Origin of the sequence: Chromohalobacter nigrandesensis, from assembly GCF_023061285.1 — a bacterium.
Taxonomy (GTDB): Bacteria; Pseudomonadota; Gammaproteobacteria; order Pseudomonadales; family Halomonadaceae; genus Chromohalobacter; species Chromohalobacter nigrandesensis.
The window spans coordinates 12666-38281 of record NZ_JAKGAM010000010.1; the positions used below are offsets into that span (position 1 = coordinate 12666).

Annotated in this window: 30 protein-coding genes; 16 read left to right on the forward strand and 14 right to left on the reverse strand. The window is 59.2% G+C overall.

The genetic code is table 11. The annotated features are described in order from the left end of the window. Window positions 1-15: 15 nt before the first annotated feature. A complete protein-coding gene (locus tag L1073_RS12130) occupies window positions 16-720 on the forward strand; it encodes a ZinT family metal-binding protein (protein ID WP_246899620.1) in 705 nt (234 codons plus the stop codon). A 66-nt stretch (window positions 721-786) separates the two neighbouring features. Here L1073_RS12130 and L1073_RS12135 read toward each other — a convergent pair whose 3' ends face one another. After that, window positions 787-1665, reverse strand: a complete 879-nt coding sequence (locus L1073_RS12135) for a DMT family transporter (RefSeq protein WP_246899622.1) — start codon at window positions 1663-1665, stop codon at window positions 787-789. A gap of 121 nt (window positions 1666-1786) precedes the next feature. On the opposite strand from L1073_RS12135, the gene L1073_RS12140 reads away from it, so the two are divergent. The 3 genes from L1073_RS12140 (at window position 1787) to L1073_RS12150 (ending at window position 4125) form a co-directional block, all read left to right on the forward strand. Continuing rightward, entirely contained in the window at window positions 1787-2683 is an 897-nt protein-coding gene (locus L1073_RS12140; protein WP_246899624.1) for a LysR substrate-binding domain-containing protein, read from the forward strand. 81 nt (window positions 2684-2764) lie between these two features. Beyond that, window positions 2765-3295 (forward strand): NlpC/P60 family protein, encoded by a 531-nt coding sequence (locus L1073_RS12145; RefSeq protein ID WP_246899626.1) that lies wholly within the window; start codon window positions 2765-2767, stop codon window positions 3293-3295. A gap of 197 nt (window positions 3296-3492) precedes the next feature. Continuing rightward, window positions 3493-4125, forward strand: coding sequence for a peroxiredoxin (locus L1073_RS12150; protein WP_246899628.1), 633 nt, complete (start codon window positions 3493-3495; stop codon window positions 4123-4125). Between the two features lie 490 nt (window positions 4126-4615). Here the strand turns inward: L1073_RS12150 and mmuM are convergent, their stop codons facing one another. From mmuM to L1073_RS12175, 5 genes are all read right to left on the reverse strand, one after another. Further along, the gene (mmuM, locus tag L1073_RS12155) at window positions 4616-5599 is read right to left on the reverse strand and encodes a homocysteine S-methyltransferase (RefSeq protein ID WP_246899630.1); all 984 of its coding nucleotides are present in this window, start codon (window positions 5597-5599) and stop codon (window positions 4616-4618) included. Further along, complete coding sequence (locus tag L1073_RS12160; RefSeq protein ID WP_246899632.1) at window positions 5596-7038, reverse strand: amino acid permease; 1443 nt, start codon at window positions 7036-7038, stop codon at window positions 5596-5598. Before L1073_RS12160 ends, mmuM begins: the two co-directional genes overlap by 4 nt. A 160-nt stretch (window positions 7039-7198) precedes the next feature. Next, window positions 7199-8221, reverse strand: a complete 1023-nt coding sequence (locus tag L1073_RS12165) for a histone deacetylase family protein (protein ID WP_246899634.1) — start codon at window positions 8219-8221, stop codon at window positions 7199-7201. 85 nt (window positions 8222-8306) lie between these two features. Then, window positions 8307-9602 carry a methyl-accepting chemotaxis protein gene (locus tag L1073_RS12170; protein ID WP_246899636.1) on the reverse strand — a complete coding sequence of 432 codons (1296 nt, stop codon included), beginning with the start codon at window positions 9600-9602 and terminating at the stop codon, window positions 8307-8309. 110 nt (window positions 9603-9712) lie between these two features. After that, window positions 9713-10588, reverse strand: coding sequence for a DMT family transporter (locus L1073_RS12175; protein WP_246899638.1), 876 nt, complete (start codon window positions 10586-10588; stop codon window positions 9713-9715). 211 nt (window positions 10589-10799) lie between these two features. Between L1073_RS12175 and L1073_RS12180 the strand changes: the two genes are divergently transcribed. Then, window positions 10800-11384, forward strand: a complete 585-nt coding sequence (locus L1073_RS12180) for a gamma-glutamylcyclotransferase (protein ID WP_246899639.1) — start codon at window positions 10800-10802, stop codon at window positions 11382-11384. A gap of 25 nt (window positions 11385-11409) precedes the next feature. Here L1073_RS12180 and arfB read toward each other — a convergent pair whose 3' ends face one another. Both arfB and L1073_RS12190 read right to left on the reverse strand, forming a co-directional pair. After that, a complete protein-coding gene (arfB, locus tag L1073_RS12185) occupies window positions 11410-11823 on the reverse strand; it encodes an alternative ribosome rescue aminoacyl-tRNA hydrolase ArfB (protein WP_246899641.1) in 414 nt (137 codons plus the stop codon). Between the two features lie 92 nt (window positions 11824-11915). Continuing rightward, entirely contained in the window at window positions 11916-12089 is a 174-nt protein-coding gene (locus L1073_RS12190) for a hypothetical protein (protein ID WP_246899643.1), read from the reverse strand. Window positions 12090-12428: 339 nt separating this feature from the next. Here L1073_RS12190 and L1073_RS12195 point away from each other — a divergent pair, with 339 nt between their 5' ends. Both L1073_RS12195 and L1073_RS12200 read left to right on the forward strand, forming a co-directional pair. After that, window positions 12429-12794 (forward strand): hypothetical protein, encoded by a 366-nt coding sequence (locus L1073_RS12195; RefSeq protein WP_246899644.1) that lies wholly within the window; start codon window positions 12429-12431, stop codon window positions 12792-12794. An 11-nt stretch (window positions 12795-12805) separates the two neighbouring features. Continuing rightward, window positions 12806-14833 (forward strand): pyrroloquinoline quinone-dependent dehydrogenase, encoded by a 2028-nt coding sequence (locus L1073_RS12200; protein WP_246899646.1) that lies wholly within the window; start codon window positions 12806-12808, stop codon window positions 14831-14833. A gap of 150 nt (window positions 14834-14983) precedes the next feature. On the opposite strand, the gene L1073_RS12205 is transcribed toward L1073_RS12200, so the two are convergent. Beyond that, window positions 14984-15574 (reverse strand): manganese efflux pump MntP, encoded by a 591-nt coding sequence (locus L1073_RS12205; protein ID WP_246899647.1) that lies wholly within the window; start codon window positions 15572-15574, stop codon window positions 14984-14986. Between the two features lie 342 nt (window positions 15575-15916). Here L1073_RS12205 and L1073_RS12210 point away from each other — a divergent pair, with 342 nt between their 5' ends. Then, window positions 15917-16414, forward strand: a complete 498-nt coding sequence (locus L1073_RS12210) for a TspO/MBR family protein (protein ID WP_246899649.1) — start codon at window positions 15917-15919, stop codon at window positions 16412-16414. Window positions 16415-16521: 107 nt separating this feature from the next. On the opposite strand, the gene L1073_RS12215 is transcribed toward L1073_RS12210, so the two are convergent. Then, window positions 16522-17022 (reverse strand): hypothetical protein, encoded by a 501-nt coding sequence (locus L1073_RS12215; RefSeq protein ID WP_246899650.1) that lies wholly within the window; start codon window positions 17020-17022, stop codon window positions 16522-16524. A gap of 166 nt (window positions 17023-17188) precedes the next feature. Here L1073_RS12215 and L1073_RS12220 point away from each other — a divergent pair, with 166 nt between their 5' ends. The 6 genes from L1073_RS12220 (at window position 17189) to L1073_RS12245 (ending at window position 20801) form a co-directional block, all read left to right on the forward strand. After that, complete coding sequence (locus L1073_RS12220; RefSeq protein ID WP_246899651.1) at window positions 17189-17425, forward strand: helix-turn-helix domain-containing protein; 237 nt, start codon at window positions 17189-17191, stop codon at window positions 17423-17425. After that, window positions 17409-18095, forward strand: coding sequence for a LysR substrate-binding domain-containing protein (locus tag L1073_RS12225; protein WP_246899653.1), 687 nt, complete (start codon window positions 17409-17411; stop codon window positions 18093-18095). Before L1073_RS12220 ends, L1073_RS12225 begins: the two co-directional genes overlap by 17 nt. A gap of 124 nt (window positions 18096-18219) precedes the next feature. Next, on the forward strand, window positions 18220-18753 hold the full coding sequence (locus L1073_RS12230; protein ID WP_246899654.1) for a 2,4'-dihydroxyacetophenone dioxygenase family protein: 534 nt from the start codon (window positions 18220-18222) through the stop codon (window positions 18751-18753). Window positions 18754-18984: 231 nt separating this feature from the next. Then, window positions 18985-19986, forward strand: a complete 1002-nt coding sequence (locus tag L1073_RS12235) for a DUF2235 domain-containing protein (protein WP_246899655.1) — start codon at window positions 18985-18987, stop codon at window positions 19984-19986. 298 nt (window positions 19987-20284) lie between these two features. Then, complete coding sequence (locus L1073_RS12240) at window positions 20285-20545, forward strand: type II toxin-antitoxin system Phd/YefM family antitoxin (protein ID WP_246899657.1); 261 nt, start codon at window positions 20285-20287, stop codon at window positions 20543-20545. Then, window positions 20538-20801 (forward strand): Txe/YoeB family addiction module toxin, encoded by a 264-nt coding sequence (locus L1073_RS12245; RefSeq protein WP_343322509.1) that lies wholly within the window; start codon window positions 20538-20540, stop codon window positions 20799-20801. Before L1073_RS12240 ends, L1073_RS12245 begins: the two co-directional genes overlap by 8 nt. A gap of 52 nt (window positions 20802-20853) precedes the next feature. Here the strand turns inward: L1073_RS12245 and L1073_RS12250 are convergent, their stop codons facing one another. Next, window positions 20854-21042: a Rossmann-fold NAD(P)-binding domain-containing protein gene (locus L1073_RS12250; RefSeq protein WP_425531584.1), complete on the reverse strand. Its 189-nt coding sequence runs from the start codon at window positions 21040-21042 to the stop codon at window positions 20854-20856. Between the two features lie 131 nt (window positions 21043-21173). Continuing rightward, the gene (locus L1073_RS12255; RefSeq protein ID WP_246899660.1) at window positions 21174-21488 is read right to left on the reverse strand and encodes an ArsR/SmtB family transcription factor; all 315 of its coding nucleotides are present in this window, start codon (window positions 21486-21488) and stop codon (window positions 21174-21176) included. Between the two features lie 114 nt (window positions 21489-21602). On the opposite strand from L1073_RS12255, the gene L1073_RS12260 reads away from it, so the two are divergent. Together L1073_RS12260 and L1073_RS12265 are read left to right on the forward strand one after the other, a co-directional pair. Beyond that, entirely contained in the window at window positions 21603-22607 is a 1005-nt protein-coding gene (locus L1073_RS12260) for a permease (RefSeq protein WP_246899662.1), read from the forward strand. 98 nt (window positions 22608-22705) lie between these two features. Next, the gene (locus L1073_RS12265; protein ID WP_246899664.1) at window positions 22706-23788 is read left to right on the forward strand and encodes a methyltransferase domain-containing protein; all 1083 of its coding nucleotides are present in this window, start codon (window positions 22706-22708) and stop codon (window positions 23786-23788) included. A gap of 117 nt (window positions 23789-23905) precedes the next feature. Here L1073_RS12265 and L1073_RS12270 read toward each other — a convergent pair whose 3' ends face one another. Next, entirely contained in the window at window positions 23906-24667 is a 762-nt protein-coding gene (locus L1073_RS12270; protein WP_246899666.1) for an SDR family NAD(P)-dependent oxidoreductase, read from the reverse strand. Between the two features lie 39 nt (window positions 24668-24706). Next, a complete protein-coding gene (locus L1073_RS12275) occupies window positions 24707-25459 on the reverse strand; it encodes a sulfite exporter TauE/SafE family protein (RefSeq protein ID WP_246899667.1) in 753 nt (250 codons plus the stop codon). Window positions 25460-25616 lie beyond the last annotated feature (157 nt).

A 25616-nucleotide genomic window follows, 5' to 3' on the forward strand; every position in this document is an offset into this window, starting at 1 on the left:
CGCCAGGAGATCATCATGCGTCACTCTTCAGCCCATGCCGCCCTCGCGCTAGGCCTGCTATCGCTGGCGAGCGTTCCGCTTGCCGTCGCCCAGCAGGACGCCCACGACCACCATGAGCATGACCACGCGCACGAACACGGCCATAGCCACGATCATGCGCATGACCACTCCCATGATCATGACAGTGATATTTACGCCGGCTACTTCGATGACAGCCAGGTAGAGGATCGCGCGTTATCGGATTGGGAAGGTGACTGGCAGTCAGTGTATCCCTACCTCGAGGACGGCACGCTCGATGAAGTATTCGCGCACAAGGCCGCGCATAGCGATGACAAGACGGCTGCCGACTATAAGCAGTACTACACGACCGGTTATCGCACGGATGTCGATCGCATCGTGATCGAGGGTGACCAGGTCTCATTCTACGCAGATGGCAACAAGCGCACCGGGGAATACACCTACGACGGTTATGAAATCCTCACGTACGAGGCCGGCAATCGCGGCGTGCGCTATATCTTCGAGCGCGACGGCGGCAACGCGGATGCGCCTCGCTACATCCAGTTCAGCGATCATGCCATCTACCCCACCGATGCCAGCCACTATCATCTTTACTGGGGCGATGATCGCGCCGCTCTGCTGGATGAAGTCACGAACTGGCCGACGTACTACCCTTCGGACCTGGATGGCGATGCTATCGCCCAGGAAATGCTGGCGCATTGACGCTGACACCCAACAACGCATGCAACGCCGCCCTTCATGAAAGGGCGGCTGCGTTTGACCATCCCGCTAGGCCACCTCTTCTCTACGACTTTTCATCTGTGTAATAGCCGCGCTTCCCAGTACGCCGATAAAGGCAATGACCAGCGGCACGCTAAAGGCGGCGCGTCCCACCAGAATCAGAAACAAGGAAGAAATGATGGGCACGAAATAGGTCAGCACCCCCAGCAACGTGGAGGAACTGCGTAGCAAGGCGTAGCCCCAGGTAATAAAGGCCAGCCCATAAGGGCCGACACCGATGAGCGCCGCGACGCTCCAGTCCATGGCGGTCGTGTGTTCGGGGGTGACTTCGAATAGGCAATGCAGCCCCCAGGAGGCAACGGCGGCGCCGGCAAACAAGTATTTGTATTCGACCCAGGACAATGCGGCGCGCCCTCGCAGATAAAGGGAAAACATGATCCAGGAGATACCTGAAGCAATCCCTTCCACATAGCCGAGCGCCGAAGTCGGTTCTCCCTGGCCGTTCGAGAGCACCAGTGGGATCAGGCCTGAAAAAGCCACGGCCGACCCCAGCAAGGTACGCACCCTGAGTCCACGCCCCGCCAGTACGTCCGCGACGAGCATGAAACCCAATGGCCAAAGATAGGTCACGAGAGTGATCTTCGCCGGATCGCCCTTCCCCAGCGCCGAGAAGTAGAAATACAGCGCGCCCGTCAGGCCACCGATTCCCATCAGCCAGAACTTCCAGTCACGATACGACGACGTCCCGCTTGCCGAGCCGCCTCGCTGCCCGACGCCTTGTGCCATTAGCGCCGCCGCGCCCATGGCGACTGCGGCCGTCAACATCGGCGGTAGATTGATCAAATCGCGCAATACCGGGAGACTCGCCCAGAGCGTTACCGTCAAGAGTCCTGCCAATAACCCGGCTGATGTACGTGTTTTGCCCATGACCCGCTCCTGTGCGTAACAAATAGGCATTAGGTATGTGTCGCGAGCAGTCTGGTGCCGAATGAATTATCATGGAAACGAAGACTTCCGATATTTCGATCATGATTCGTGATGGTGTTGTATGACTCATATTCGTCCCTTGGATCTGGTAGTGCTCCAGACCTTCGTCACCGTGGTGGATAGAGGCGGATTTACAGCGGCGGGAGATACCTTGCATCTGGCGCAATCGACGATCAGTGCGCACATGAAGCGCCTGGAGGAAACCTTCGGTCAGCCCTTGCTGCAGCGCGGGCGAAAAACGCCGATCCCTACGCCGGCAGGGGAGCGCTTGCTCTCTCACGCGCGGCAGATGCTGCGCCAAAACGCGCTCGCCTGGCAGGATGTCAGCGATCAACGGCTGGATGGTGTGGTGCGCCTAGGCATTCCCGACGATTACGTGATCTATCTGCCCGAGGCGCTTTCCGAGTTCGAGTCCCAGTATCCGGGGGTCGAATTGCAAGTAGACTGCGGGCTCAGCGTGGACCTGGTGCAGAGCGTTCGCGCAGGCAGCCTGGATCTAGCAATCACCACGCGCCAGCCCAAGAGCCCCGGCGGGGAGGTGTTGTGCCAAGAGCCTACGGTATGGGCCGGCGCGCCCGGACATGATACACAACGCCGCTCGCCACTGCCGCTGGCGGTTTCCAAGGACGGGGTCTGCATCTTCAGGGAGCGCGCGCTGGCAGCACTCGACGCCGTGGGCCTTCCCTGGCGGATCGCGTATACCAGCGCCAGTCTGTCCGGCCTCACGGCGGCGGTGCGCGCGGGCCTGGCGATCACGGTGCTCACGCCCTCCATGCTGAGTTCGGACCTGCGCATCATCGACAGCGCCGAAGGCCTCCCCGAGCTGCCCATGACCGAAATCGCCCTGCATCGCAGCCCGGGGCGCCCCAAAGAAGCGACGCGTCAGCTCGCATTGAGCCTGCAAGCCCACATTCAGGCCCGCTCAACGGTCGGCCTGAACAAAGCAGCGCCAGCATGAGCCGCCTCTCGCACCCATAGCATCATTAGCTACACTGCTGGCATTCTTGTCGCTCGTCGCATACCGCCTGAAGGAGCTCGCATGGGGCGTTACCCTGCCATCTATTTAGTCTCTATCGAGAGGCTTGCGCCGCGTGTCCGAGCAGCGTTGGCGCTACTCGTGTGCCTGTTCGTCCTCGCCGGATGTTCGTCGAGCCAACGCATCGAGACACACGATCCTGGCCCGACCACGGCGGAGAACCTTTCCATGGAGAGGGCGTTGATCATTTCCAGCGCCAAGCAAGCGATGGGCACGCCTTATAAGTGGGGCGGCAATTCGCTGGAGAGTGGGGTGGATTGTTCCGGGCTGGTGCAAGTGGCATATCGTGCGGCGGGTATCGACGTGCCGCGCACCTCCAATCAGCAGTACCAGACGCTTGAGCATCGCGACCAGGCACGCCCGGGCGATCTGCTGTTCTTCGGCGCGGGAGATCGCGCCACCCATGTCGGCATCTATCTGGGCAAGCGCGAGATGATTCACGCCCCCGGCAGCGGCCGCGAGGTGACGGTGTCCTCGCTGGATATCCGCTACTGGCGTAAACACTACCTGGGGGCGGCCGGCCCGGCGCCGTGAGCGTCAACAGGCCATTACGGTGCGCTGGCCCCTTGTGTTGGCCGCCACGCGTCACCATATGTTGAGGAGAGGGGTGCGGGAAGCGCCGCATGGGCAAATATCCAAGATGCATTTGCTTAGCGACATTCATTGTTTCCCATTCCCCGTTCGTGATGCGATGCTCGATGCTTCGCGCCAATTAGTGAAAGGAGGACGCCATGGCACTTCAACTCGGCGATATTGCCCCGGATTTCACCCAGGACAGCACCGACGGAACGATCAACTTCCACGAATGGGCCGGCGACAACTGGGTCATCCTGTTCTCGCATCCCAAGGATTTCACGCCGGTATGCACCACCGAGCTCGGTGAAGTGTCGCGCCTGAAGCCGGAATTCGAAAAGCGCAACGCCAAGGCCATGGGTCTCTCCGTCGACCCGGTGGACGATCACAAGGCGTGGGAAGGCGACATCAAGGAAACCCAGGGCCACGGCCTGAATTTCCCGCTGCTGGCGGATGCCGACCGCAAGGTCAGCTCGCTGTACGGGATGATTCATCCCAACGCCAACGACACCTTGACGGTGCGTAGCGTCTTCATCATCGATCCCAACAAGAAGGTACGCCTGACGCTGACCTATCCGGCAAGCACCGGTCGCAACTTCGCGGAAATCCTGCGCGTGCTGGATAGCCTGCAGTTGACCGACAGCCAGAAAGTCGCCACACCGGTGAACTGGACCGAAGGCGACGACTGCATCATCGTGCCCTCGATCGACAACGAGAAGGCCAAGGAACTCTTCCCGCAAGGCTGGGACGAGAAGAAGCCGTACCTGCGCATGGTCAAGCTGCAGAAATGACCCCCTGGCAATGATCCGCCTCGTCAGGCGCCGTCCGGTGCAATGACTCTATCGCCCGTGGCCTAGGCCACGGGCGATCGTCGTTTGGCCGCCACACGCCGCGCCGTGCGAATCACACGCACCAAACACGCTGCTCGATAAGCAACGAATAATAGCAGGATAGCTATCTTGAACGTGACCTTGATGCGCATCGTCGTACCCGGCTCGGCGTCTCATGGGGAAGGAGTACGACGAGTTAATCAGAGGAATGTTAAGGAATGATGTTAGCGCCGAGGTAGGCGACTGCACCCAATATCGACATCACGCAAGCAGACTTGAGCGTGAATGCCTCTTTTTAATAAAAAAATACTTATTCAGGAGCTATCGATAAAATCAAACCCTAATCAGCTTTGGGTCAAGCCTTCGAAAAAGCTCACGGCGTTGGCTTCCAGCCCCTCGAGATAATAGCCGCCTTCCTGCACCACCAGCGTCGGCAGGTCGAGGTCGGCCACTATATGCCCTGGACTGGTGATGCTTGGCGTTGCGACCGCCAATCGGCCAGTGCCTGAATATCCGCCGGTGTCGTCCGGCAGCAACCGCCGATGCCTGATGCGCCTGCCGTCAGCCAGTGCTCAACCCCTTGTGCCAGACCGAAAGGACCGACAGCGGTATAGTCGCAGGCCGCCGGATGCCAGGTTTTGGTCGCTGGGTCGTACACCTCCCCTGAGTTGGGGTAGACCAACACCGGCAGATCACACTCGCGGCGGATTTCCTCAATCAGCGATTCGATATGGGCCAACGCCGTGCAGTTCACACCGATCGCCGCCACACCGGGGCAGTCGGCCAGGGCTCTCGCACATACCGCGATCGGCGTACCGTCGCTGATGTGTTGGCCATCCTTCGCCGAGAAAGTAATCCAGGCATGGGTATCTGGGTGCTCGGCCAATAAATCGGTGATCGCCAGCGCCTCTTCCAGGGAAGGCAATGTTTCGGCGGCCAATAGATCCGCGCCTGCGGTCAGCAGCAGCTCAAAACGCTCGCGGTGAAACTCAACCAGCCCGGCGCGATCCAGGTCATAGTTGCCGCGGTATTCACTGCCATCCGCCAGATAAGCACCATAAGGGCCGACGGATGCCGCCACCAGCGGTTTGGGCCGGTCGGTTTGCCCCGGCTGCCACACCGCATCCCGCGCCTGCTGCGCCAGCGTGACCGATAGCTGAATCAACGCCCGCGCCTTGTCTGCCGTCAGCCCTGCCTGCATGAAACCAGGTACCGTGGCCTGGTAGCTGGCGGTAATCGCGCAGTCGGCCCCGGCTTCAAAATAAGCCTGATGCACCTGACGGATCTTCTCCGGGGCCTGCGCCAGCAAGCGCGCCGACCAGAGGTTGTCATTGAGGTCGCAGCCTAGCGCTTCAAGCTCGGTGGCCAAGGCACCGTCGATGACCATAAAAGGCACGTCGGCCAACAAGGCCCTGATCGGATTCAACTCACTCATACAGGCTTTTTCTCAACGACGTTGTCCGCATTTACGGGGTTTTGAGCAATCCTACCGTGACGCACAAAGTGGATCAGGTAGCACAGGCCAATGAAAGGTACACCGAAATAGAGCGCCACCCGTTGTTGCGGGTCAAAGGCAATGCCAATGCACGCCGCCAGACAGGCCGCAAACGCGATGAGCGGTACCCAGGGGTAGAACGGCGTGCGATAGACTAAATCATTCACTCGCCCTCCTTCACGCAGGTATTGGCGCCGGAAGTTGAACTGGCTGAGTGCAATCGCCATCCAGACCACCACCACGGCCAGGCCGGAAATCGAAACCAGCACCAGATAGACGGTTTCAGGGGCATAAACACTGGAGAACAGCGCCCCCAGACCGCCGACCATGCTGAGCAACAAGGCGTTCATCGGGATGCCTCGCTTGTTGAGGCGGCCAAGCGACGGGGGCAAGGTACCCTGATCCGAGAGTGTCCACAGCATGCGTGCCGAGGCATAAAGCCCGGAGTTAGCCGCCGACAGCAACGCAATGATGATCACAAAATTCATGATATCGGCCGCGCCCGGCACCCCAAGTCGCTGGAAGACGGCCACAAAGGGGCTCTCAGTGAGCCCGGCCTGATCCTGAGGTAACAGCGCCGCGATCACGACGATGGTGCCGACAAAAAACAGGATCAACCGCCACAGGGTCGCGCGAATCGCCTTGGGCACATTGCGGGCGGGGTCCACCGTTTCTCCGGCGGCAATCCCGATCAACTCGGTACCGGAAAACGCAAACATCACCGCCAGCAAGGTGGTGCCAATGGCCAGCAGGCTGGGCGGCATGGCGCCTTCTCCCCATAGCGCCGAAAGGCCCGGTGAGGCGACTTTGGCGCCAGCGGCATCATGCAGCGGCACCCAGCCAATGATCGCCACGGCGCCCACCAGCACAAACACCACCACCGCGATCACCTTGATCAATGAGAGCCAGAATTCAGACTCGGCAAAGAAGCGCGAGGTAAACGCATTGACGCCAAAGACGATCGCCGCAAACAAGCCACTCCAGTACCAGCCGGGGATGTCGGGAAACCAGCGCCCCATAAAGACCGCCGCCGCGGTAAACTCGGAGCCTAGCGCCACCGTCCAGGTAAGCCAGTACATCCAAGCCACCATGTAGCCGGTTCCCGGGCCGATATAACGGCTGGCATGGGCGCTGAAGGCACCTGAATCCGGCATATGCACCGCCAGCTCGCCCAGGCACATCATCACCAACCAGGCGACAATACCGCCTACCAGATAGGCCAACACCGCGCCGATAGGCCCGGCCTGCTGCACCGTATAACCGGAACTCAGAAACAGTCCGGTGCCAATCACACCTCCCAAAGACAACATTACCAGGTGACGGGTCTGCATGCTGCGTTTGAAGTGCGCACTCTCTTGATCACTTGCTTGCCCACTCATGATGACATCCCTATCGTTGGCCTAACGAGGCGGCGGCGACCCCGTGGCCCGGCTCAAAAGGAGCGCTATTTTAGTGCATCCAGCCCATTCAAAAAAGCATAAAAAAAGGCTCCTATATTCTTCTTAAAAATATAGAAGCCTGAAAAAATGCCACTGTTCCTTATGGTACTCGCCCCGTCCCCTCGAAAAAGCTCACGGCATTGGCTTCCAACCCCTCGAGATAATAGCCGCCTTCCTGCACCACCAACGTCGGCAGGTCGAGGTCGGCCACCACGCGTCCCAGTCTGCCAAACCCTGGCGTAGAGACCGCCACCTTGGCCTGCGGGTCCCGTTCATGGATGTCGAAGCCCAGCGCCAGCACCAGCGCGTCCGGTTCGAACAACCGAATGGCCTGACAAGCCTCGTCCAGACGTTCGAAGAAAACCGCTTCCGGGGAGCCGTGCGGCATCGGCAGGTTGAGATTGTAGCCTACCCCTACGCCGTGTCCGCGCTCATCTTCGAACCCCGTCACCGCCGGATAGAAGTTGGTGGTGTCGCCATGGATCGAGATGTACATCACGTCATCTCGGTCATAAAAGATTTCCTGCACCCCCTGGCCGTGGTGCATGTCGGTATCCAGCACCACGACACGCGGATAACGTGCGGTCAGCCGCTGCGCGGCGATGGCGGTATTATTGAGAAAGCAGAAGCCGCCGGCGGCATCGGCGCGGGCGTGGTGCCCCGGCGGCCGCGACAGTGCATAGGCCCAGCGCTCCCCATGGTTCAGCGCGTCGGCTGCGGCAATCGCGCTTTGCGCCGACCAATAAGCGGAACCCCAGGTCGCCTCTCCTATCGGCGCACTACCATCCGCCAGGTAACGGCCCGCCTCGGCCAGCACACCGCGCAAGGCATTGGGCGAACGTACGAAGACATTGGACATGACCTCGTCGCCCCAGTCGTCCCCAAGCGCGGTCCAGCGCCGGTGGGCGCTTTCCAGAAAGCGCAGATACGGCAGATGATGCACAGCGCGGATCGCCGTCAGTCCATTGTCAGGCGGCATCCGCACTTCGAACCCCAGCCGCTGAACGGCGCCCAGCAACCCCTCGAGGCGTGCGGGGATCTCCTGAGGTTCGCGCAGCTTGCCGAGTGAAAAGTAGAGCCGAGGATGATGGCGCCGCTGCTCGGCGTGAAAGAAGGTCTTCATGATCATGCCTCCTCCGGGTCAGTCTCGATAACGCTGCAAGATACGCGCCGAGAGACGCCTCGACACCCTTCCGGATGGCACGTACTCATGCCCAAGCGGCGTGGGCCTGGGTCTCGCGAGGCGCCGGCAAAGCCTGGCAGACCGCATCGCTATCTGGCGTCGGCGTGGAAGTGTCCTGTCGCACCTCCATGAGCTGGAAGCGATGCACCACACTGGCCAGGCGCGTCGATTGGTCATGCAACGATGATGCCGCCGCCGCAGACTCTTCCACCAGGGCGGCGTTTTGCTGAATCATCCGGTCGATGCGCTCTACCGACTGGCTAACCTGCTCGATGCCCTGGGACTGCTCCCTCGTAGCCGCGCTGATCTCGCTGATCGCTTCGCTGACACGCTGCACTCCGGTAACGATTTCTTCAATGGTCGCGCCCGTGGCCTCGGCTTGTTGCACCCCGGATTCAACCGTTTCGCGGCTGTCGTGAATCAGCGTCTTGATCTCGCTGGCAGCCGTAGCAGAACGCCCGGCAAGATTCCGCACCTCACTGGCGACGACGGCAAAGCCGCGCCCCTGCCCGCCTGCACGTGCTGCCTCGACCGAGGCATTCAGAGCCAGCAAGTTGGTCTGGAAGGCAATGTCATCGATCAGCCCGACGATATCGCCGATACGTTGTTCCGCCTCGGCGATGGCGCGCATGCGCGTCACCACATCCTTGACCGCGTCGCCGCCACGCACGGCGGCCTCGGCGGTGTGTGTGGCCAGCTCCTCAGAACGTTGCGCGGCGTAGGCGGTCTGCTGCACGCTCGAGGTCAGCTGGGTGATCGAAGTTACGCTTTGCTGCAAATGGCCCAGCGAATGCTCGGTACGCGAGGCCAGATCCTGATTGCCCAAGGCAATCTCCTCGCTGGCAATCGCCACACTGTCGCTGGCATCGCGTACCTGCGCGACCATGCCGCCAAGTCCATCGCGCATGCCACCCAACGCCGTCTGCAGCTCGCTGAGTTCATCCTGGCCGACCCCTGCCATGGGGCGGGTCAGATCACCCTCGGCAATCGCCTCGGCGTAGGCCTTAGCCTCGCGCACCGGCGTACAGATCGCGCGCATGTTGAGCCAGGTCAGGGGCGCAACGATCAATACCGTCAAGCCCCCCATGACGCCGAACCACAACACCGAGCCCTGCGCTACCTCACTCAAGCGCGCGGCCATGATACCGGCCTGCGCCTCTTCCACGAGCCCCTGATCGAGCAAGCCCAGACTGGCATCGTAGAGCCGAAAAATGCCCCACATGCCAGTGCCCCCCAACACTCCCAAAAGCGCCAGCACGACGACGATCGCCCCCAGCATACGCACGCGCACCGAAAAACGGCGCATGATCGACATCAACATGATGGCCCTGCCTCTGCAATGATCGGAATATTTCCCATCACTGTGACGCAGTCGCTTCAGTGAATATTGATATACATCAAGTGGATGTAGATTCGTTCTCCGATCGCGCGTTATGTCGTGGGACGTGCCTTGATGGTCACCTTTCGTTCGTACAAGGCGATGGCGACACCGCTACCGATGATCACCAGTGCACCGATGAAGACCCAGACATCCGGCACTTCATCCCACAACCACCAGCCCAGCAGTACGGCCCAGACCATGGCGGTGTAATCGAACGGCGCCGCCAGCGCCGCCGGGGCGTAACGAAACGCCAGCGTGATGCACGACACCGCGCCGACGCCGACAACGCCGGAGCCGATAAAGCCGAGCCATGCCACGCCCTCGGGCATCCGCCAGACGCTGGGCAACAACACCGCGCTGACGATCAGCGGCACTAGGGTGGCGTAAAAGACCATCGCCCACAGGCTTTCCTTACCCCCATAGCGCCGCGCGGTGATCATCATCAGTGCGTAGCACACCGCTGCCCCGACGACGATCAGCGCTCCCCACTGGAAGCCCGACGCACCGGGGCGCACCACGATCAGCACACCGGCGAAGCCCACCAATGAGGCAATGAACGGCAAACGTGCGACGCGCTCCTTGAGCAGCGGACCGGAGAGCAGCGTCACGAACAATGGCGCAGCAAAAGCGATGGCAGTGGTTTCCGCCAGCGGCAGCAAGGTCAGGCCGGTGACGAAGCAGAACATCGTGCCGGCGAAGATCAACCCGCGCAGGAGATGCACCCCCGGGCGCCGAGTCTTGAGCTTTTGCCAACCGCCGTTGAAGCGCGCCAACAGCGCGATCAGCGGCAGCGAAATCAAGGTGCGAAAGAAGATGATCTGAATCGGGTCGTAGGTGGCGCCCAGCCACTTGGAAATCGCATCGCCCAGCGCGAGGCACAACACCCCGGCGCACATGATCAAGATTCCCAGTAGTGACGACGACATACCCACCTCCATGAAGCAAAAGCACGCGGCGCCTATCGCAATGCGCCACGCTACGTGTAATGGAAACGGCCGAAGAATCGGCTCTTGAGCATAGCCGAATCGCAAGCGCACCGCGATGGTGCAAGGAGAAGGGAGGCCGCATATCGATGCCAAAACGTGCATAATCGGGGACAGAATCCCGTTCACTCACTCGACGTACGCATAGAGAGTCATGACGCTCGATACCACCGCGATCAACCAGCAAATGACGCATTTCAACGACCATGAGGCGATCTGGTTGTTCGGCTATGGCTCGTTGATCTGGAAGGCGGATTTCTCGTTTCTGGAGAGCCGGCCTGCGCATATCATCGGCTGGGAACGGCGCTTCTGGCAGGGCTCGCACGACCATCGCGGCACACCGCAGGCGCCAGGCCGCGTCGCCACGCTGACCGAGCGCCCCGACGCGGTCTGCCACGGCATGGCCTACCGTATCACCCAGGACGTACTCGGCCCGCTGGATGTGCGCGAGAAAAATGGCTACCTGCGGGTGGCCACGCCACTGCACTTCGATGATGTCGAGGGCGAGGAAAGCGTTGAGGGGTTGGTCTATCTCGCCAGCGAGGATAACGCCGCCTTCCTGGGGCCAGCGCCAGATACCGCCATCGCCCGACAGATCGCCGAGTCACACGGCCCGAGCGGCCCCAATCGCGATTACCTGCTCAACTTGGCCCAGGCGCTGCGCGAGATGGGCCACGACGACCCGCACATCTTCGCCCTGGAGCGTGAATTGCTCGCGCTCCCTCCTCAGCCGGCGTGACACGCCCCGCCGGCCGACGGCGGGGTTATGTCTCTACTTTGCCGCGCAGGGCTTTGGTCTTGCCCTTGCGAGTTTTCTTGTCGACGCGACGGCGCTTCGCGCCCTTGGAAGGCTGAGTGGGGCGGCGCGCCTTGTGCTGCTTGACCGCCTCCTGGATAAGCGCCTTAAGACGCGCCAGTGCCTCTTCCTTATTGGCTTCCAGCGTGCGATAACGCTGCGCCTTGAGGATGATCACGCCATCCTTGCTGATGCGCTGATCGGACAGCGCCATCAGGCGTTCCTTGTAGAACGGTGGCAATGACGAGTGGGGAATATCGAAACGTAGATGCACCGCCGAGGCGACCTTGTTGACGTTCTGGCCGCCGGCGCCCTGCGCCCGAATCTGGCTGATATCGATTTCCCAATCGGCGAGCGTCACCGCATTGGAGATTCTCAGCATGGTGTAGCCCTCGTAGCATGACGCGCCGAGCACGACGCGTGAATGATGCGCGACAGACTACACTATTGGCGGTGTCTCGGGATCGTCGCAACTTACAGGGATTCGTCATCCTGGCGCTGTTTAGCGTTCAGGGTGGAGACGTTCGCCGTGTCATTATGGACACTAACGTTTTGATTGGCCTCGCTTTCCGCCACCATTGAGAACGGCAGCAATGCAGAGACGACGATGGTTGCCAGCATCGAGAACAGCTTGTTGAGCACTTTCATGACCACTCCTGGATTGTGGTGGTGATGCGGCGTTTTGTCGCATCACTCGATTAGCATGCTAAAAGAATCAGTGCGCGTCAAGCCCTCCTCGATTTTCAAGGCCCCATGTGCCGCCTGAGGCGCATTGCCATTCAAATTCGTTAGCAGAAAAAGAATTTTTAAAACAAGACCACAAAAGTCTTACGTTTTTGACTAAAATGGGGCCGAGAGCTACGACCAAAGACGTAGCCACGGCTCACCATTTCGCTCATAACCTTTGAGCCTGGCGCAATGCCAGCTTACTAACGACGAAATAAGAGCCAGGTGATCATTCCTGTCCCACAAGGAGACAACAACGTCATGCCACAATCTCGTACGCCAAGATTGGGCGCCATTGTGCTGCTGGTAGCCTCGATCGTCGGGCTTGCCATCGCACTCTATGCCTATTTCACCCCGCTGACCGGGGTCAATGGCTCACTTGGCGCGCTTGTCGCCATTCTGGCCACCATCATCCTGGCCGTCATGGCGCTCATCTTGCCCGCACTGAAAGGGAACGCTGCACGCAACGTATGGCGCGTGCTTATCTTGCTAGCCCTTGCCGGTACCTTCTTCGCGGCGCTCCTCCTGCACCAATGGTGGATCTGCGTGGCCATGGTAGTCGGCCTGATCGGGCTGATTCTCGATATGGCCCTTGCCAACCGCACCGCCCGTCCCGCCCATTCATGAGGAGCCGCCCCATGCCGACATTGAGAACCACCGCGCAACGCCTGGGCACGGCCACGGCGCTGGCGCTTTTCCTGACGCCGCTGCCGCTTTTGGCACAGGACCAGGACGCTGATCAGGACGCCTCGAACGCAGAAGATAGCGCGTCATCCCAAGCTTCATCCGAATCGGTGCCGCTGGTCCCCGGCACACCGACCTGGGATAGCTTTCACGGCCAGCTCAACGCGCAGAAATACAGCCCCCTCGACCAGATCAATGCCGACAACGTCGGTGATCTGGAAAAAGCCTGGGAAGTTCACACCGGCGATGTATCCGATGGCTCGGGCGATCTACCGCCCACCGTGTGGTCCGCGACACCGGTCTTCGCCAACGACACGCTTTACATCGGCACGCCGTTCTATCGCATCCTCGCGCTGGACCCCGCCACCGGCGAGCAGAAGTGGAGCTTCGACACCGAGTCCAAGCTGGAAGCGCTGACCCAGCCCGCGCTCAAGAGCCGCGGCGTCGCTTACTGGGAGGCGGAAGACCCGGTCGAGGGTGAGTCCTGCCAGAAGATCGTCTATCTGGGCACGATGGATGCGCAACTCTTTGCCGTCGATGCCGACACTGGCGAGAAGTGCACCAGCTTCGCCGATAACGGCGTACTCGACGTCAACCAGTGGAACGACACCCACGCCAAGTGGCCGCTGTCGCTGCTGCAGCCACCGACCGTGGTGGACGATCACCTGATCCTCGGCTGGGCCGGCAAGGACTGGGAATTCGAGCAGGCGCCTCCCGGCACCGTGTTCTCCATCAATGCCCGCACCGGCGAGCGTGAATGGAGCTTCGAAGCTCTTTCCGAAGAGATGCGTGAGAAGAGCGGTACCGCCAACGTGTGGACGCACATGTCCGCCGACGAGGAAAACGGCCTCGTGTACCTGCCGATCTCCTCGCCGTCACCCAACTATTGGGGCGGCAACCGCACCGAGGAAGCGCCCCTCGCAACCTCGACCACCGCACTTGACGTCGATACCGGCGAAGTCGTCTGGTCACGCCAGTGGGTCCACCACGATGTCTGGGACTACGACATCAACGCCGCGCCGACACTGATGGATATCACCGTGGATGGCGAGGAAATCCCGGCATTGATCCAGGCCACCAAGCAAGGCTTCCTGTTCGTCGTCAACCGCCTGACCGGTGAAGACGTCTGGCCGATCGAAGAGCGTCCGGTTCCGCAGGGCGATGGCTCCGTCGAGGGCGAGGAATATGCGGCCACGCAACCCTTCCCGACCAAGCCTGCCCCCCTGCTCGACCAGTCCGAGAAACCCAAGGTCTGGGGTCTTGCCGATGCGGTTGGCGGTGGTCAGTGCTCCAAGCTGTGGGACGAGCTGACGTATGAAGGTATGTACACGCCGCCCACCACCAAGGGCGAAGGCGCCTTGGCCTACCCGGACAGCGCCGGTGGCGTGCAATGGGGTGGCGTCGCATTCGACCCTGTCAGCCAGACGGCTATCGTCAATACCTCGCACATCGTGCAGACCATCAAGCTCTATGACCGCGAGGCCTACGAGAAAGCCGATAGCGGCTCGGGCAACGAAAGCGGCTTTTCACCGCAGACGGGCTCGCCCTACGGCATGCGTCTCGAAGTGGCACGCAACTGGCTCGGCATGCCGTGCTGGGAGCCGCCCTTCGGCGAAGTCGTTGCGCTCGACATGAAAACCGGTGACGTGAAATGGCGTCGTCCGATCGGCTCCTCGCAGCAGTACGGCTTCTTCATGCCCGAAAGCTGGGGCTCGCCCACTATCGGTGGCCCGGCGGTCACAGCCGGCAACCTGGTCTTCATCGGTGCCTCGATGGACGCAAAGCTGCGCGCCTACTCGCTCGACAGCGGTGAAGAACTGTGGGAAGACCAAGCCGAAGCGCCTGCCGTCGCCAACCCCGCCGTCTACGAATATGAAGGCCGCGAATATGTCGCCTTCATCGCCGGCGGCAACTCGATCCTGAAAGATCAGGTCGGCGACCAGGTCGTCGTCTACGCCCTGCCGGAAGACGAAGACGAGTAACGTCTGACGGCCAGCCGTATAGACGGTAGAAGGCAAGACAGAAGCAACTTAGAAAGCAGACGGGGTGGGCCCAATAGGCCCACCCCGTTTTTGTTGGTTCACGTCTTTGCTTTCGGATCTTGTAGCCCCGACCAAGAGGCTATGAAAGGTTCACGCCGATACAACGCCGACCAGATGTTCATAGAGCACGGCAACGCCGATGGCGATGAGGATCAAGCCCCCCAGCACCTCAGCCCACTTGCCGACGATGGTGCCTATGGCACGACCGAGGAGCGTGCCGAAGGTGACCATCAAGGTCGTCGCCAGGCCGATGGCCAGGGACGCCACGATAATATTGATATCCGTCAGCGCTAGCGTAATCCCCACGGCCATGGCATCGATGCTGGTGGCAAGCGCCGTGAAGGCGATCAGCCATATGGACTTGTCTCCCGGCTGGGCGTCCGTATCCGCCGGCGACCGGGTATCATCCTTCTTCAACCCTGCCCGAATCATATGCCCGCCCAGCAACGCCAGCATGGCAAAGGCAATCCAGTGGTCGATTCCGGAGACGAATTGCATCGCGACATGGCCGAGCGCCCATCCTGCCAGCGGCATGATTGCCTCCACCACGCCGAACACGATGCCGATACGGAGGGCGCTGATGAAGCGCACCTTGCTCAGCTCGGCGCCTCGGCCGATGGAAGCGGCAAAGGCATCGGTCGACATGGCGAATGCCAATAGAATCAACGATGCAGGATTCATGTGTTCTCCATGGTACGCGCCAGGCGAAGCCACTAATCCGGCTTCACTTTTAAAACCCCATTATTTTTGTCAACTTTTCGGACAGCCTATACCCGACACTCCCGAATAACAATAACTACCTGAAAATAAAGCAAAAATTAACCATGATTGATCAGTATCGTGGCGGTTAATACTCTGCGAGCATGCTTCGAATGAATAACCAGGGTTTAACAATCCCTTGCGATTTATAGGGAAAGGCAAACACGCTGCGACGTTTGCGCGCGATATCAGGAAAAACGCTTGGCATATCATTGCCATATCGCACACGCTAAGGAACGTTTCGACGAGCAAAGGGATATCGCCATGCATGCGTTTTCGACTCGCCACCAGGTCCTCGGCCTAATCGGCTGGCTGGTGGTCAGCTTCATTACCGCCGGGATTGGCGCCATCGCATCAATCGATGCCACGCAGTTCTACGCCGAACTCACACAGCCCCCTTGGGCACCGCCCGCCGGCGCCTTCGGCCCGGTGTGGACGACGCTCTTTGCCTTGATGGGGATCGCCGCATGGCTGGTCTGGCGGGAAGGTGGCTGGAAGCGGCACCAGGGCGTACTGACGCTGTTCATTGTGCATCTCGCCATCAATGCACTCTGGAGCTGGCTGTTCTTCGTCTGGCACCAGGGGGCGCTGGCTTTCGTCGAGGTCATCCTGCTGTGGGGCATGATCCTCGCCACCCTCATCGCCTTCTGGCGCGTGCGACCGCTGGCCGGCCTACTGTTAGTGCCTTATCTGGCCTGGGTATCGCTGGCCACGGCGCTGACCTACACCGTCTGGCAGCTCAACCCACAGCTGTTGGGATGAGCGGAGGCAGGCATTGTCATCGCGCAGGGCCTTGCGTCCTGCCTCGTGCATCAGCCAATCCTCTCGAAGTCGGATTGGCCATTGAATGTCACGAGCAGCGCCATGGCTCAATTTTGGGCCATGGCGCGCTTGATGCTTTCGATAGAAACTTCGGTTCTCATTTTTAGCGTCGTCGGCTCAAGCTCTTTTTCAGACAGGCAGTTCAGCCAGGCCTGTTGAGGTTCGGCACAGAAGAACCGCTTTATTCCATCGCCCAAGAAGTTTGTAAGATCAACATGGTCATCGGGATAGAGTAGCGCAAATGCCTTTTCTGCCTCACTGGCATCCGACACCTCTCTCGCCAGGCACTTCAGGTAGAGACACATGAGATTGTTGGTCCCCCTCGCGCGCGTCGAGTCATAGAAGGTCATGAAGACCGAGCTATTGAAAACGATATTCTTGGAATGTTCCGCCTGAACCCAGGACGACCAGTAAAAGTTTAAAACCATGTCCGGCAATGCGGTGACAGGCGTATTCCATGGCACGTCGTTTTTCGACGTCGCTATGTTGGAATAAAGGCTGTTATCAAGAATGCCGGCGGCTCGAGTGGCTAAGTCGATGTCGTTCATCACTGTCTCCCAGGTTGGATGGTTCCATGGCCATGGTGCGCCCTGAGGCGTCGTGTCCTTGCGCATAAGACAGCGTACGCACTACGGCTACTTTCCTGAAAGCGATTTATCTTGATATTTGTTATCGTATTTAGAGATAGTTTCGTTTCTGGCGGAGAGACACGGCATGCAACTCAAATCGTTACGTTTATTCATGGCCGTGGCCGAAACCGGCAGCTTCGTGGCCGCCGCCGAGAGGATGCATACGGTGCAATCCAACGTGACGGCCCATCTCAAGAAGCTCGAGGAAGAACTCGACGCCCAGCTCGTCCACCGGGCTGGTAAAACGCGCCTGACCTCTGCCGGGCGAGCGCTGGTGGCGTATGCCGAGCGCATGCTGTCCGCGCATGCTGTCCGCGCATGATGAAGCGCTATCGCACTTCAAGGGCAGCGACAAGACGCATGGCCAACTGCGGCTCGGCGCCATGGAAACCACGACCGCGTTACGGCTCCCCCCGATCCTCACGGCGTACCATGCCGCCCATCCCGAGGTCGACATCACGCTACACACAGGCGCCACGGCGGCACTCATCGAGATGCTGATGGCAGGCCAAGTCGATGGCGTATTCATCGCGGGAGGCCTCGAACATCGCCATTATCATCTGCTCAAGGCTTTCAGCGAACGCCTCGTACTGGTCGGCCCCCACCCCATGGCCGCGATGCCCACCTCGGAAGAACTGATGAGCGCCGCCTTCCTCGCGTTTCGCCAAGGCTGCAGCTATCGCCAGCGCATCGAGCTGCTGCTGGCTTCCCATGGCGTCAATGCAGCACGCATCTTCGAGTTCGGGAGCCTGGATGCCATGCTCGGCTGCGTCGCCGCCGGGATGGGCTATACCGTGCTTCCCTTGAGCACTATCAACGCTCATCAGCATCGCTTTGGAATTCACTACCTGGCCCTGCCAAAGCCCCTCGCGGAAATCGACACCTACTTTGCCGCGCCAGAACCCGCCACCTGGACACCCGCCCTGGCCCGCTTCGTCGACACCTTGCACCAGGCCGTAGACGTGCCCGAACAGCAGCACGTCGAATCCTGATATCCGCCGAAGCGGGCTGTCAGGGGCCGTTCGCGTTCACGGCCTCATGCGAAAGCCTACTTTATCTCCCGCTCAGAACCAGGCATCACTGTGCATGATCGCCGACCACGCACAGGAGCCTGACATGCCCAGCCACGCCTCCACCGAATTCTGGAAGGACCTCGCCCCCATCGCCGAAAGCTTCAAGCCCGATGCACGGCCTGAAGTTCACATCGCCAACGCACCCACCGACGACGAACGCTACTACGTGCCGTTTTCCGAGACCGTTTCCTCTCGACCGCTATGGATCTCGCCCTCGCAAAACCGCTGGTGTGACGTCCTCATGGCCAAGGGCGCCGGGCTGGTCAATCGCCACTACCACCCGCATGAAGTCTTCGCCTACACCATCTCCGGCAAATGGGGTTACCTGGAGCACGACTGGGTCGCCACCGCTGGCGACTTCATCTACGAAACGCCCGGCGAAGGCCACACTCTAGTCGCCTACGACCACCCCGACCCCATGCGCGTATTTTTCATCGTCACCGGCCCGCTGATCTGGCTCGACGAAAACGGCGACTCCTGCGGCCACTTCGACGTACACGACTACATCGCCCTCTGCCGCGACCACTACGCCAAAGTCGGCCTCGGCGCCGACCTGGTCGACAGTCTTTTCCGTTAGTTGCCGGTTTTTAAACTCACCGTTATCACGCCGCTGCTCATCCAGCGGCGTGGTTTTTTCACACGTCTTTGCTACAGTGAATGTAGCGTTAGGTATCGTTAAGTGTTGAAAGGTTAATGACAACTAGCGGTTCATAGCCAACGTCAGCTAAACGAAATCTGCTCGTGGTCTTGATGGCTACTACGTATCAAATTTTGTAAAGGAAGCATGCGAAATTATGGGGGAAAGCTTATGGGCAAGAACATCGTGCTCTGCTGCGACGGTACCGGACAGAAGTTCCAGAACAACAAGTCTAATCCGCTGCGCCTGCACTATTGTCTGCATAACGACGACAGCCAGATCTCTTTCTACGACCCGGGTGTCGGCACGTTCGCTCCGAACACACCGTTGAACTACGACGCAGGATGGCTCGGCAACCTATGGCCTAAGTTAGCCAGACTAATCGGAGGGAAAGGCTTTGGTCGAGGTATCGTACACAATATCTTAGATGTATACCGCTTTCTTATGCAGAATTACGTCGATGGCGACGATATCTATCTGTTCGGCTTCAGCCGAGGCGCGTTCACCGCGCAAGCGGTGGCAGGAATGCTCAACAAGTGCGGTTTGCTCTATCGCCATAATGATAATCTTATCCCATACGTTACAGACATCTACCTAAAACGTAACAACGACGATATCGCAACCGACTTCAAGAACACCATGTGCCGCCCCTGCAGACCCAAGTTCATCGGAGTATGGGATACCGTAAAAAGCTTGGGGCCGCATCATCAGGATAACTATTTCTACGGGACTGCCGCCGACAACTGCAATGTCGGGCGTCAGGCACTTTCCATCGACGAGCACCGCAAGGATTTCTACCCAAGCGTCTGGGAAACCGACCGTGGGAACCTTGAGCAAGTATGGTTTTCCGGTGTACATGCTGACGTTGGCGGCGGCTATACTGAAGACGGGTTGGCTAATAACGCGTTGCATTGGATGATCCAACAAGCTGAGCAGCATGGTGTACAGTTCAGGTCCAAACGCGTTGCGGAATTCCAGGCCGATCCGGACGGCACGCTACACGAATCTCTTAAGGGCCTCCTCTACACATTAAGAGGGTCGCGTGCTCGTAACATTCCGGCCGATTCCAGCGTGCATTGGAGTGTGGATGAGCGACGCAATTCGGTTCGTAACTACGACCCAAGCAACCTCCCGGCCTCCCACCTGCTCCATGTCGCCAAAGGAGAACACTGATCGAGTGCTGAGATAACGGCGCTGTTCCCAAGGAGGTCTCGTTTACAGAGCCTTTTCCAAAAGCAGGGCTAGCCGCTTGTGATGCAGAGCGTCGGGTGACGAGGCTATGGGTCTCCTAGACGACGCTCACCCGCCCTCTTGTCGTTCCATACCCCCCGACTCAATACGCGCGCTCGTTCACGTGGGGGAATGCGCGTTCTATCCGATGCCTGTTAACAGCAAGAGACGATGTGCAGTATCTTGTACAGGAGTGTCCTTCACTCTATAATTGTACTTTATCATGTATAGGAAAAGTTCCATGAAAATTATTTCTTTCACTGACGCACGCAACGGTCTCAAGGCAGTGCTGGATGGCGTGGTCAACGACGCCGACACCACTGTGATTACACGCCGTGATTCCGAAGATGCCGTCGTCATGTCGCTGGATTACTACAACAGCCTTATGGAGACAGTACATCTATTGCGCTCCCCTGCTAATGCTGAACACCTGAGTAAATCAATCGCGCAATACAAGGCAGGAAAGGCAACAACACGTGGGTTGGTAGATGAAGCTGAGTAGTCGGTTGCTTTGTTGGACTGAAGAGGCATGGGACGACTACATTTATTGGCAAAGTCAGGACAAGAAGACTCTCAAGCGCATCAACAAGCTAATAGCTGATGTGAAGAGATCTCCGTTCGAAGGTATCGGGAAACCAGAAGCTCTCAAGGAAAACCTGGCGGGCTTCTGGTCACGCCGAATCGATGAGACTAACCGCTTGGTGTATGCCGTGGAAGATGCGTCCATTACGATCATATCCTGCAGATACCACTATTGAACGAGCTGCCCCCGGCCTCACGGCCGGGGCGTGGCGCCTCTGCTTCCTCCCATCACTCGTCGTAATCGACGGCGAACGCGGACCAGGCTTGGCGCGTGGGCATGACTTCCAGGCGGTTGAAGTTGATGTGTGCCGGCAGGGTCGAGATGTAGAACATCTGCTCGGCGATATCCTCGGCGGAGAGGGCGGTAGTGCCGCTATACAGGGCGTCGGAGGCGGCTTGGTCGCCGCCGGTGCGCACAAAAACTCAATCTCTGCAATTTGATGCTGGCAGGACGGTGCCAAAGACACACTAATGGTGCCAGTGCGTCTTGGAGTCTGAGAATATTCAATAGCGCTGCCGAGTCAATATGGCAACGAACGAGGCGAGCGTCACAGCGGCTCTAGAGCATGCCCAGCCTGGACGCCCACACAACATTCTTCCCGTAAGAAGCCAATCAAGTTCTCTAGATGTTCATACTCAGGTATGCAGACAATGGTGCGGGTATGTTTCTCCTGTCGGATCAGCCCCACCTTGGCCATACGTGCAAGGTGGTGCGATAGTGTCGAAGCTGGAATACCTAGCGCTTTCTGAATCTCCCCGACCGAAGCCCCATCATGGCCAGCCTTGACCAAAAAGCGAAACACCGACAGTCGGTGACTATTCCCTAGCTCAGCTAAGCTGGCTGCGACCTTTTCGTGATCCATAACGTCCTCCAGACCAATAATTCTATGATTCTAGAATCATAGTTGACAACACCGAAGGCGACAACCTATCCTCTTCTCAATATTTCGATAAATCTAGAAATATAGGAGTCTGCAATGTCACCTCAACTGCAAGATACCCTAGGCATGTTCGCCTTTCTCGCTGTCGAGCTATCGGTCTTATTCATTGGTATCAGCCTGCTAGTCGGGGTTCTTCAACGCCATATCCCGCCATCCAAAGTGGAAGCGTTGCTGAGCTCCAACCGGCGCCGGGGCTATTTTCTCGCCGCTGCTCTGGGGGCTATTACGCCTTTTTGTAGCTGCTCGACCATCCCCATGCTGAAAGGCTTGATTCGTGCACGTGCCGGATTTGGGCCAATGATGGTATTTCTTTTCGCCTCTCCGTTGTTGAACCCCATCATTGTTGCTCTGCTTGTTGCTACCTTCGGACTGACCCTCACCGCCATTTATGTGCTCGCAGCTTTTGTGGTCTCAGTATCTGCCGGATGGTTGCTGCACACGCTCGGCTTTGAACGTTATGTGCGTCGGGCAGAGGCTCAAGAGACGACCGGATGTAGCACTTCAAAAAACCAGTGCAGTGCAGCGCCGGCGGTATCTGGTTGCGAAAGCAGTAATTGCGGTACTGATGGAACGATTAGTGCTCCGCTCAGCAGTTGCTGTGATGGGCAACCCTCCACGCCTACTCCAAAAACAAGCAGGTACAGCGGCTTGTGGCGGGAAGCCTGGTCGGACTTTGTCGACGTGTTGCCGTATCTGCTCATCGGTATTGCGATTGGCAGCGTAATCTATGGTTTCATGCCCACGGGGCTTCTAGAGCAGTATGCCGGCCCGGATAATCCCTTCTCCATCCCGGTTGCCGCTGTCATTGGTGTGCCGCTGTATATTCGCGCTGAAGCTGTCATACCGCTGGCAGCGGCGCTGATGGCTAAAGGCGTGGGTGCCGGAACGGTACTGGCGTTGATCATCGGCAGTGCCGGAGCCAGTCTAACCGAGCTGATTTTGTTGCGCTCTTTGTTCACGTTGAAGCTTTTAGCAGCGTTTGTGGCAGTCATCTTTGCCATGGCGATAATTGCAGGTTACGCCACCTTCCTATTGTTTTAATCGGAGCACTACATGCCATCCAAATTTCTGTCGGCGTGCGCCACCGCGCGCCCAACAGAAACAAGCAGAAATATTTATTAACCCAAAGGAAGAAGACCATGAATAATCAAGCCCACACACAGGAACGGCGCATCAAGGAAATTCAGCATTACTACGGTAATACCTTGGCCGACAAGAAAGATCTGACCACCAATGTCTGCACAGTGGACGAACAGCCCTCTAATGCTACCAAAGCCATCTTGGCGAACGTCCATGACGATGTACAAATGCGCTTTTACGGTTGCGGGGCTCCGTTTCCACCGCTGCTGGAGGGCGCCACCGTGCTGGATCTGGGTTGCGGTAGTGGACGCGATTGTTTCGTCCTGTCCAGCCTGGTCGGCGAGCAAGGCAAGGTGATCGGCGTAGATGCCACGGCCGAACAGGTCGCCTTCGCCCAGAACTATGTGGAGTACCACCGTAAGGTCTTCGGGCACGTCAAAAGCAACATCCAATTCCTGCAAGGTGAGATTGAAGCCATAGACAAACTCGACCTTGCACCCGAGAGCGTCGATGTCATCGTTTCCAACTGCGTAATTAACCTGTCCATGGCCAAGGCCGATGTACTAGCAGGCATGGCCAAGCTGCTCAAGCCGGGTGGGGAAATTTACTTCGCCGATATCTATTCAGATCGCAGGCTATCGCCTGAGCTGAAAGACGATCCACTCATTATCGGCGAGTGCATCGGCGATGCCCTGTATTTCGAGGACTTCGTGCGCTTGGCGCGGACTGCCGGGTTCCTTGATCCACGGGTTACCGCTAAGACCCCGAAAACCATTGCCAATCCCGCCATTGAAGCCAAACTCGGGGGTGCAAAACTGTACTCGATCACCTTGCGGCTATTCAAAATGGATTTGGAAGACCATTGCGAGGACTACGGTCAAGTCGCCATTTACAAGGGCAACCTACCAGAAGCTCCCGACCGATTCGTGCTAGACCATGGTCATGCTTTCGACACTGGCCGGGCAGTGCCGGTATGCCGCAATACGGCCGATATGATCAGCAAGAGCCGCTATCACGCCTTGTTCGATGTGGTTGGCGATAACCGCCGGCATTATGGTCTGTTCCAATGCGATGCACTGCAGACCGATCACACGCTATCGACCGACACAGGCGTTTGCGGTTCCACTGGCTGCGGGTGTTAGACAATAGCAGACCAAGAAAAGCAATCAGTAGTTCTTCGGACTGGAGCCCACATTCGTTCGAGGCCGATTCTAGCCCCGACCGTACGACCGGGGCGTGTTTCCTTTGCGCTCCTCCCCTCACGCATCGCGATCGATTGCGAACGCGGACCAGGCTTGGCGCGTGGGCATGACTTCCAGGCGGTTGAAGTTGATGTGCGCCGGCAGCGTGGCGATGTAGAACATCTGCTCGGCGATGTCCTCGGCGGTGAGGGCGGTAGTGCCGCTATACAGGGCGTCGGAGGCGGCCTGGTCGCCGCCGGTGCGCACGAGGGTGAATTCGGTTTCGGCGATGCCGGGGGCGAGGTCGGTCACGCGCACGCCGGTGCCGAGCAAGTCGCAGCGCAGGTTGTAGCTGAACTGTTGAACGAAGGCCTTGGAAGCGCCGTAGACATGGCTACCGGGGTACGGCCATTGGCCGGCGATGGAGCCGACATTGACGATAGTCGCGCCGGCGCCGACGTCGATCAGCGTCGGCAGCAACGCATGGGTGACATTGACCAACCCAGTGACGTTGGTATCGATCATGGTGTGCCAGTCGCGCCGGTCGACGTTTTGCGCGGGCTGCGGCGCCAGCGCGAGACCGGCATTGTTGAGCAGCGTGCGCACGCGCTTGAAACCTTCCGGCAACGCGGCCACGGCGGCGTCCACGGCATCGCTGTCACGCACGTCGAGCGCGACGATATGCACTGGAACCTGGCCTTGAAGCTCCTCCTTCAAGGCTTCCAAACGTTCCAGGCGGCGCCCGGTGAGTACCAACGACCAGCCTGCGGCGGCAAAGCGATGCGCGGCAGCGCGGCCAAAGCCCGAGGTGGCGCCGGTGATGAAGACACAATCCGTCATGCGGGTTTCCTCCGTTATGGAAATAAGTAATGTTGGGGGTCAGGCAAGCGCTTCGCGGATCAGCACCCACAGCGAAAGCCCGATCAACAGCGGTGCGATGCTGATCTTGAGCGAGCGCGGCGGCGTGCGTTCGAAGCGCCACTGCCCAAGGGCATTACCCAGCAGCGCTGGCAACAGCAGCCACGCCGCCCAGTGCCAGGTACTCGCGTGCAAGGCGCCGGCCAGCCCCAGGCCAAGCAAAGAGGCACTGCTGCTCGCGGCAAAGAAGACGATAGCCGTAGCGCGTATTACCAGCGGCGGCATGCGGCGATACAGCAGGTACAGCATTAGCGGCGGCCCGCCGGCGGAGGCCAGCGTCATGCATAGCCCCGAAAGGCCGCCCGCGCCGAGCGTCACACCCGGATGATGCGTCCTGGGCACGGCCGAGGCGGTTTCACGCTGGCACAGCAGCGCCACGGCACCACTCATCGCCAATAGCGCGACGACGATGCGCATCGGCGAGGCCGGCACACTGGCCAGGAGCCACACGCCGATCAAGGTCGTCGCCGCCATACCCAGCAGCAGATAGCGCAGGCACGGCCAGTCGGCATGCCGCAAAGCCCGGCGCCACAATCCCATGCTCGCGACGAGATCCAGCACCAGCGCCAGCGGCACGGCCTGAATTGGCGCCATGAACAGCATCAGTCCCAGCGCCATCAGCATGGCAAAGCCGAAGCCGCAATAACCGCGCACCATGCCCGCCAGCAGCGCCAGGCTCATCGCAGCGGCAAGTATGGGAAAGGTAGGCGGCACGGCGACTCCTGAATCCGGGACGGGAATAGACGAACGTTGCGGCGACCTTAGCCAGCCCGCCCAAGTCACGGTAGAGCCAGTTCCAACGCGCCAATGAGACATGCCGCTGTCACGAGGTCGGCTGTGGGCGCCGTAAACATCGGACACATGCATGGCA

Coding starts and splice junctions, on each gene's coding strand:
- L1073_RS12130 (WP_246899620.1), top strand. CDS start 16: ATGCGTCACTCTTCAGCCCATGCCGCCCTCGCGCTAGGCCTGCTATCG.
- L1073_RS12135 (WP_246899622.1), bottom strand. CDS start 1,665: ATGGGCAAAACACGTACATCAGCCGGGTTATTGGCAGGACTCTTGACG.
- L1073_RS12140 (WP_246899624.1), top strand. CDS start 1,787: ATGACTCATATTCGTCCCTTGGATCTGGTAGTGCTCCAGACCTTCGTC.
- L1073_RS12145 (WP_246899626.1), top strand. CDS start 2,765: ATGGGGCGTTACCCTGCCATCTATTTAGTCTCTATCGAGAGGCTTGCG.
- L1073_RS12150 (WP_246899628.1), top strand. CDS start 3,493: ATGGCACTTCAACTCGGCGATATTGCCCCGGATTTCACCCAGGACAGC.
- mmuM (WP_246899630.1), bottom strand. CDS start 5,599: ATGAGTGAGTTGAATCCGATCAGGGCCTTGTTGGCCGACGTGCCTTTT.
- L1073_RS12160 (WP_246899632.1), bottom strand. CDS start 7,038: ATGAGTGGGCAAGCAAGTGATCAAGAGAGTGCGCACTTCAAACGCAGC.
- L1073_RS12165 (WP_246899634.1), bottom strand. CDS start 8,221: ATGAAGACCTTCTTTCACGCCGAGCAGCGGCGCCATCATCCTCGGCTC.
- L1073_RS12170 (WP_246899636.1), bottom strand. CDS start 9,602: ATGTTGATGTCGATCATGCGCCGTTTTTCGGTGCGCGTGCGTATGCTG.
- L1073_RS12175 (WP_246899638.1), bottom strand. CDS start 10,588: ATGTCGTCGTCACTACTGGGAATCTTGATCATGTGCGCCGGGGTGTTG.
- L1073_RS12180 (WP_246899639.1), top strand. CDS start 10,800: ATGACGCTCGATACCACCGCGATCAACCAGCAAATGACGCATTTCAAC.
- arfB (WP_246899641.1), bottom strand. CDS start 11,823: ATGCTGAGAATCTCCAATGCGGTGACGCTCGCCGATTGGGAAATCGAT.
- L1073_RS12190 (WP_246899643.1), bottom strand. CDS start 12,089: ATGAAAGTGCTCAACAAGCTGTTCTCGATGCTGGCAACCATCGTCGTC.
- L1073_RS12195 (WP_246899644.1), top strand. CDS start 12,429: ATGCCACAATCTCGTACGCCAAGATTGGGCGCCATTGTGCTGCTGGTA.
- L1073_RS12200 (WP_246899646.1), top strand. CDS start 12,806: ATGCCGACATTGAGAACCACCGCGCAACGCCTGGGCACGGCCACGGCG.
- L1073_RS12205 (WP_246899647.1), bottom strand. CDS start 15,574: ATGAATCCTGCATCGTTGATTCTATTGGCATTCGCCATGTCGACCGAT.
- L1073_RS12210 (WP_246899649.1), top strand. CDS start 15,917: ATGCATGCGTTTTCGACTCGCCACCAGGTCCTCGGCCTAATCGGCTGG.
- L1073_RS12215 (WP_246899650.1), bottom strand. CDS start 17,022: ATGAACGACATCGACTTAGCCACTCGAGCCGCCGGCATTCTTGATAAC.
- L1073_RS12220 (WP_246899651.1), top strand. CDS start 17,189: ATGCAACTCAAATCGTTACGTTTATTCATGGCCGTGGCCGAAACCGGC.
- L1073_RS12225 (WP_246899653.1), top strand. CDS start 17,409: ATGCTGTCCGCGCATGATGAAGCGCTATCGCACTTCAAGGGCAGCGAC.
- L1073_RS12230 (WP_246899654.1), top strand. CDS start 18,220: ATGCCCAGCCACGCCTCCACCGAATTCTGGAAGGACCTCGCCCCCATC.
- L1073_RS12235 (WP_246899655.1), top strand. CDS start 18,985: ATGGGCAAGAACATCGTGCTCTGCTGCGACGGTACCGGACAGAAGTTC.
- L1073_RS12240 (WP_246899657.1), top strand. CDS start 20,285: ATGAAAATTATTTCTTTCACTGACGCACGCAACGGTCTCAAGGCAGTG.
- L1073_RS12255 (WP_246899660.1), bottom strand. CDS start 21,488: ATGGATCACGAAAAGGTCGCAGCCAGCTTAGCTGAGCTAGGGAATAGT.
- L1073_RS12260 (WP_246899662.1), top strand. CDS start 21,603: ATGTCACCTCAACTGCAAGATACCCTAGGCATGTTCGCCTTTCTCGCT.
- L1073_RS12265 (WP_246899664.1), top strand. CDS start 22,706: ATGAATAATCAAGCCCACACACAGGAACGGCGCATCAAGGAAATTCAG.
- L1073_RS12270 (WP_246899666.1), bottom strand. CDS start 24,667: ATGACGGATTGTGTCTTCATCACCGGCGCCACCTCGGGCTTTGGCCGC.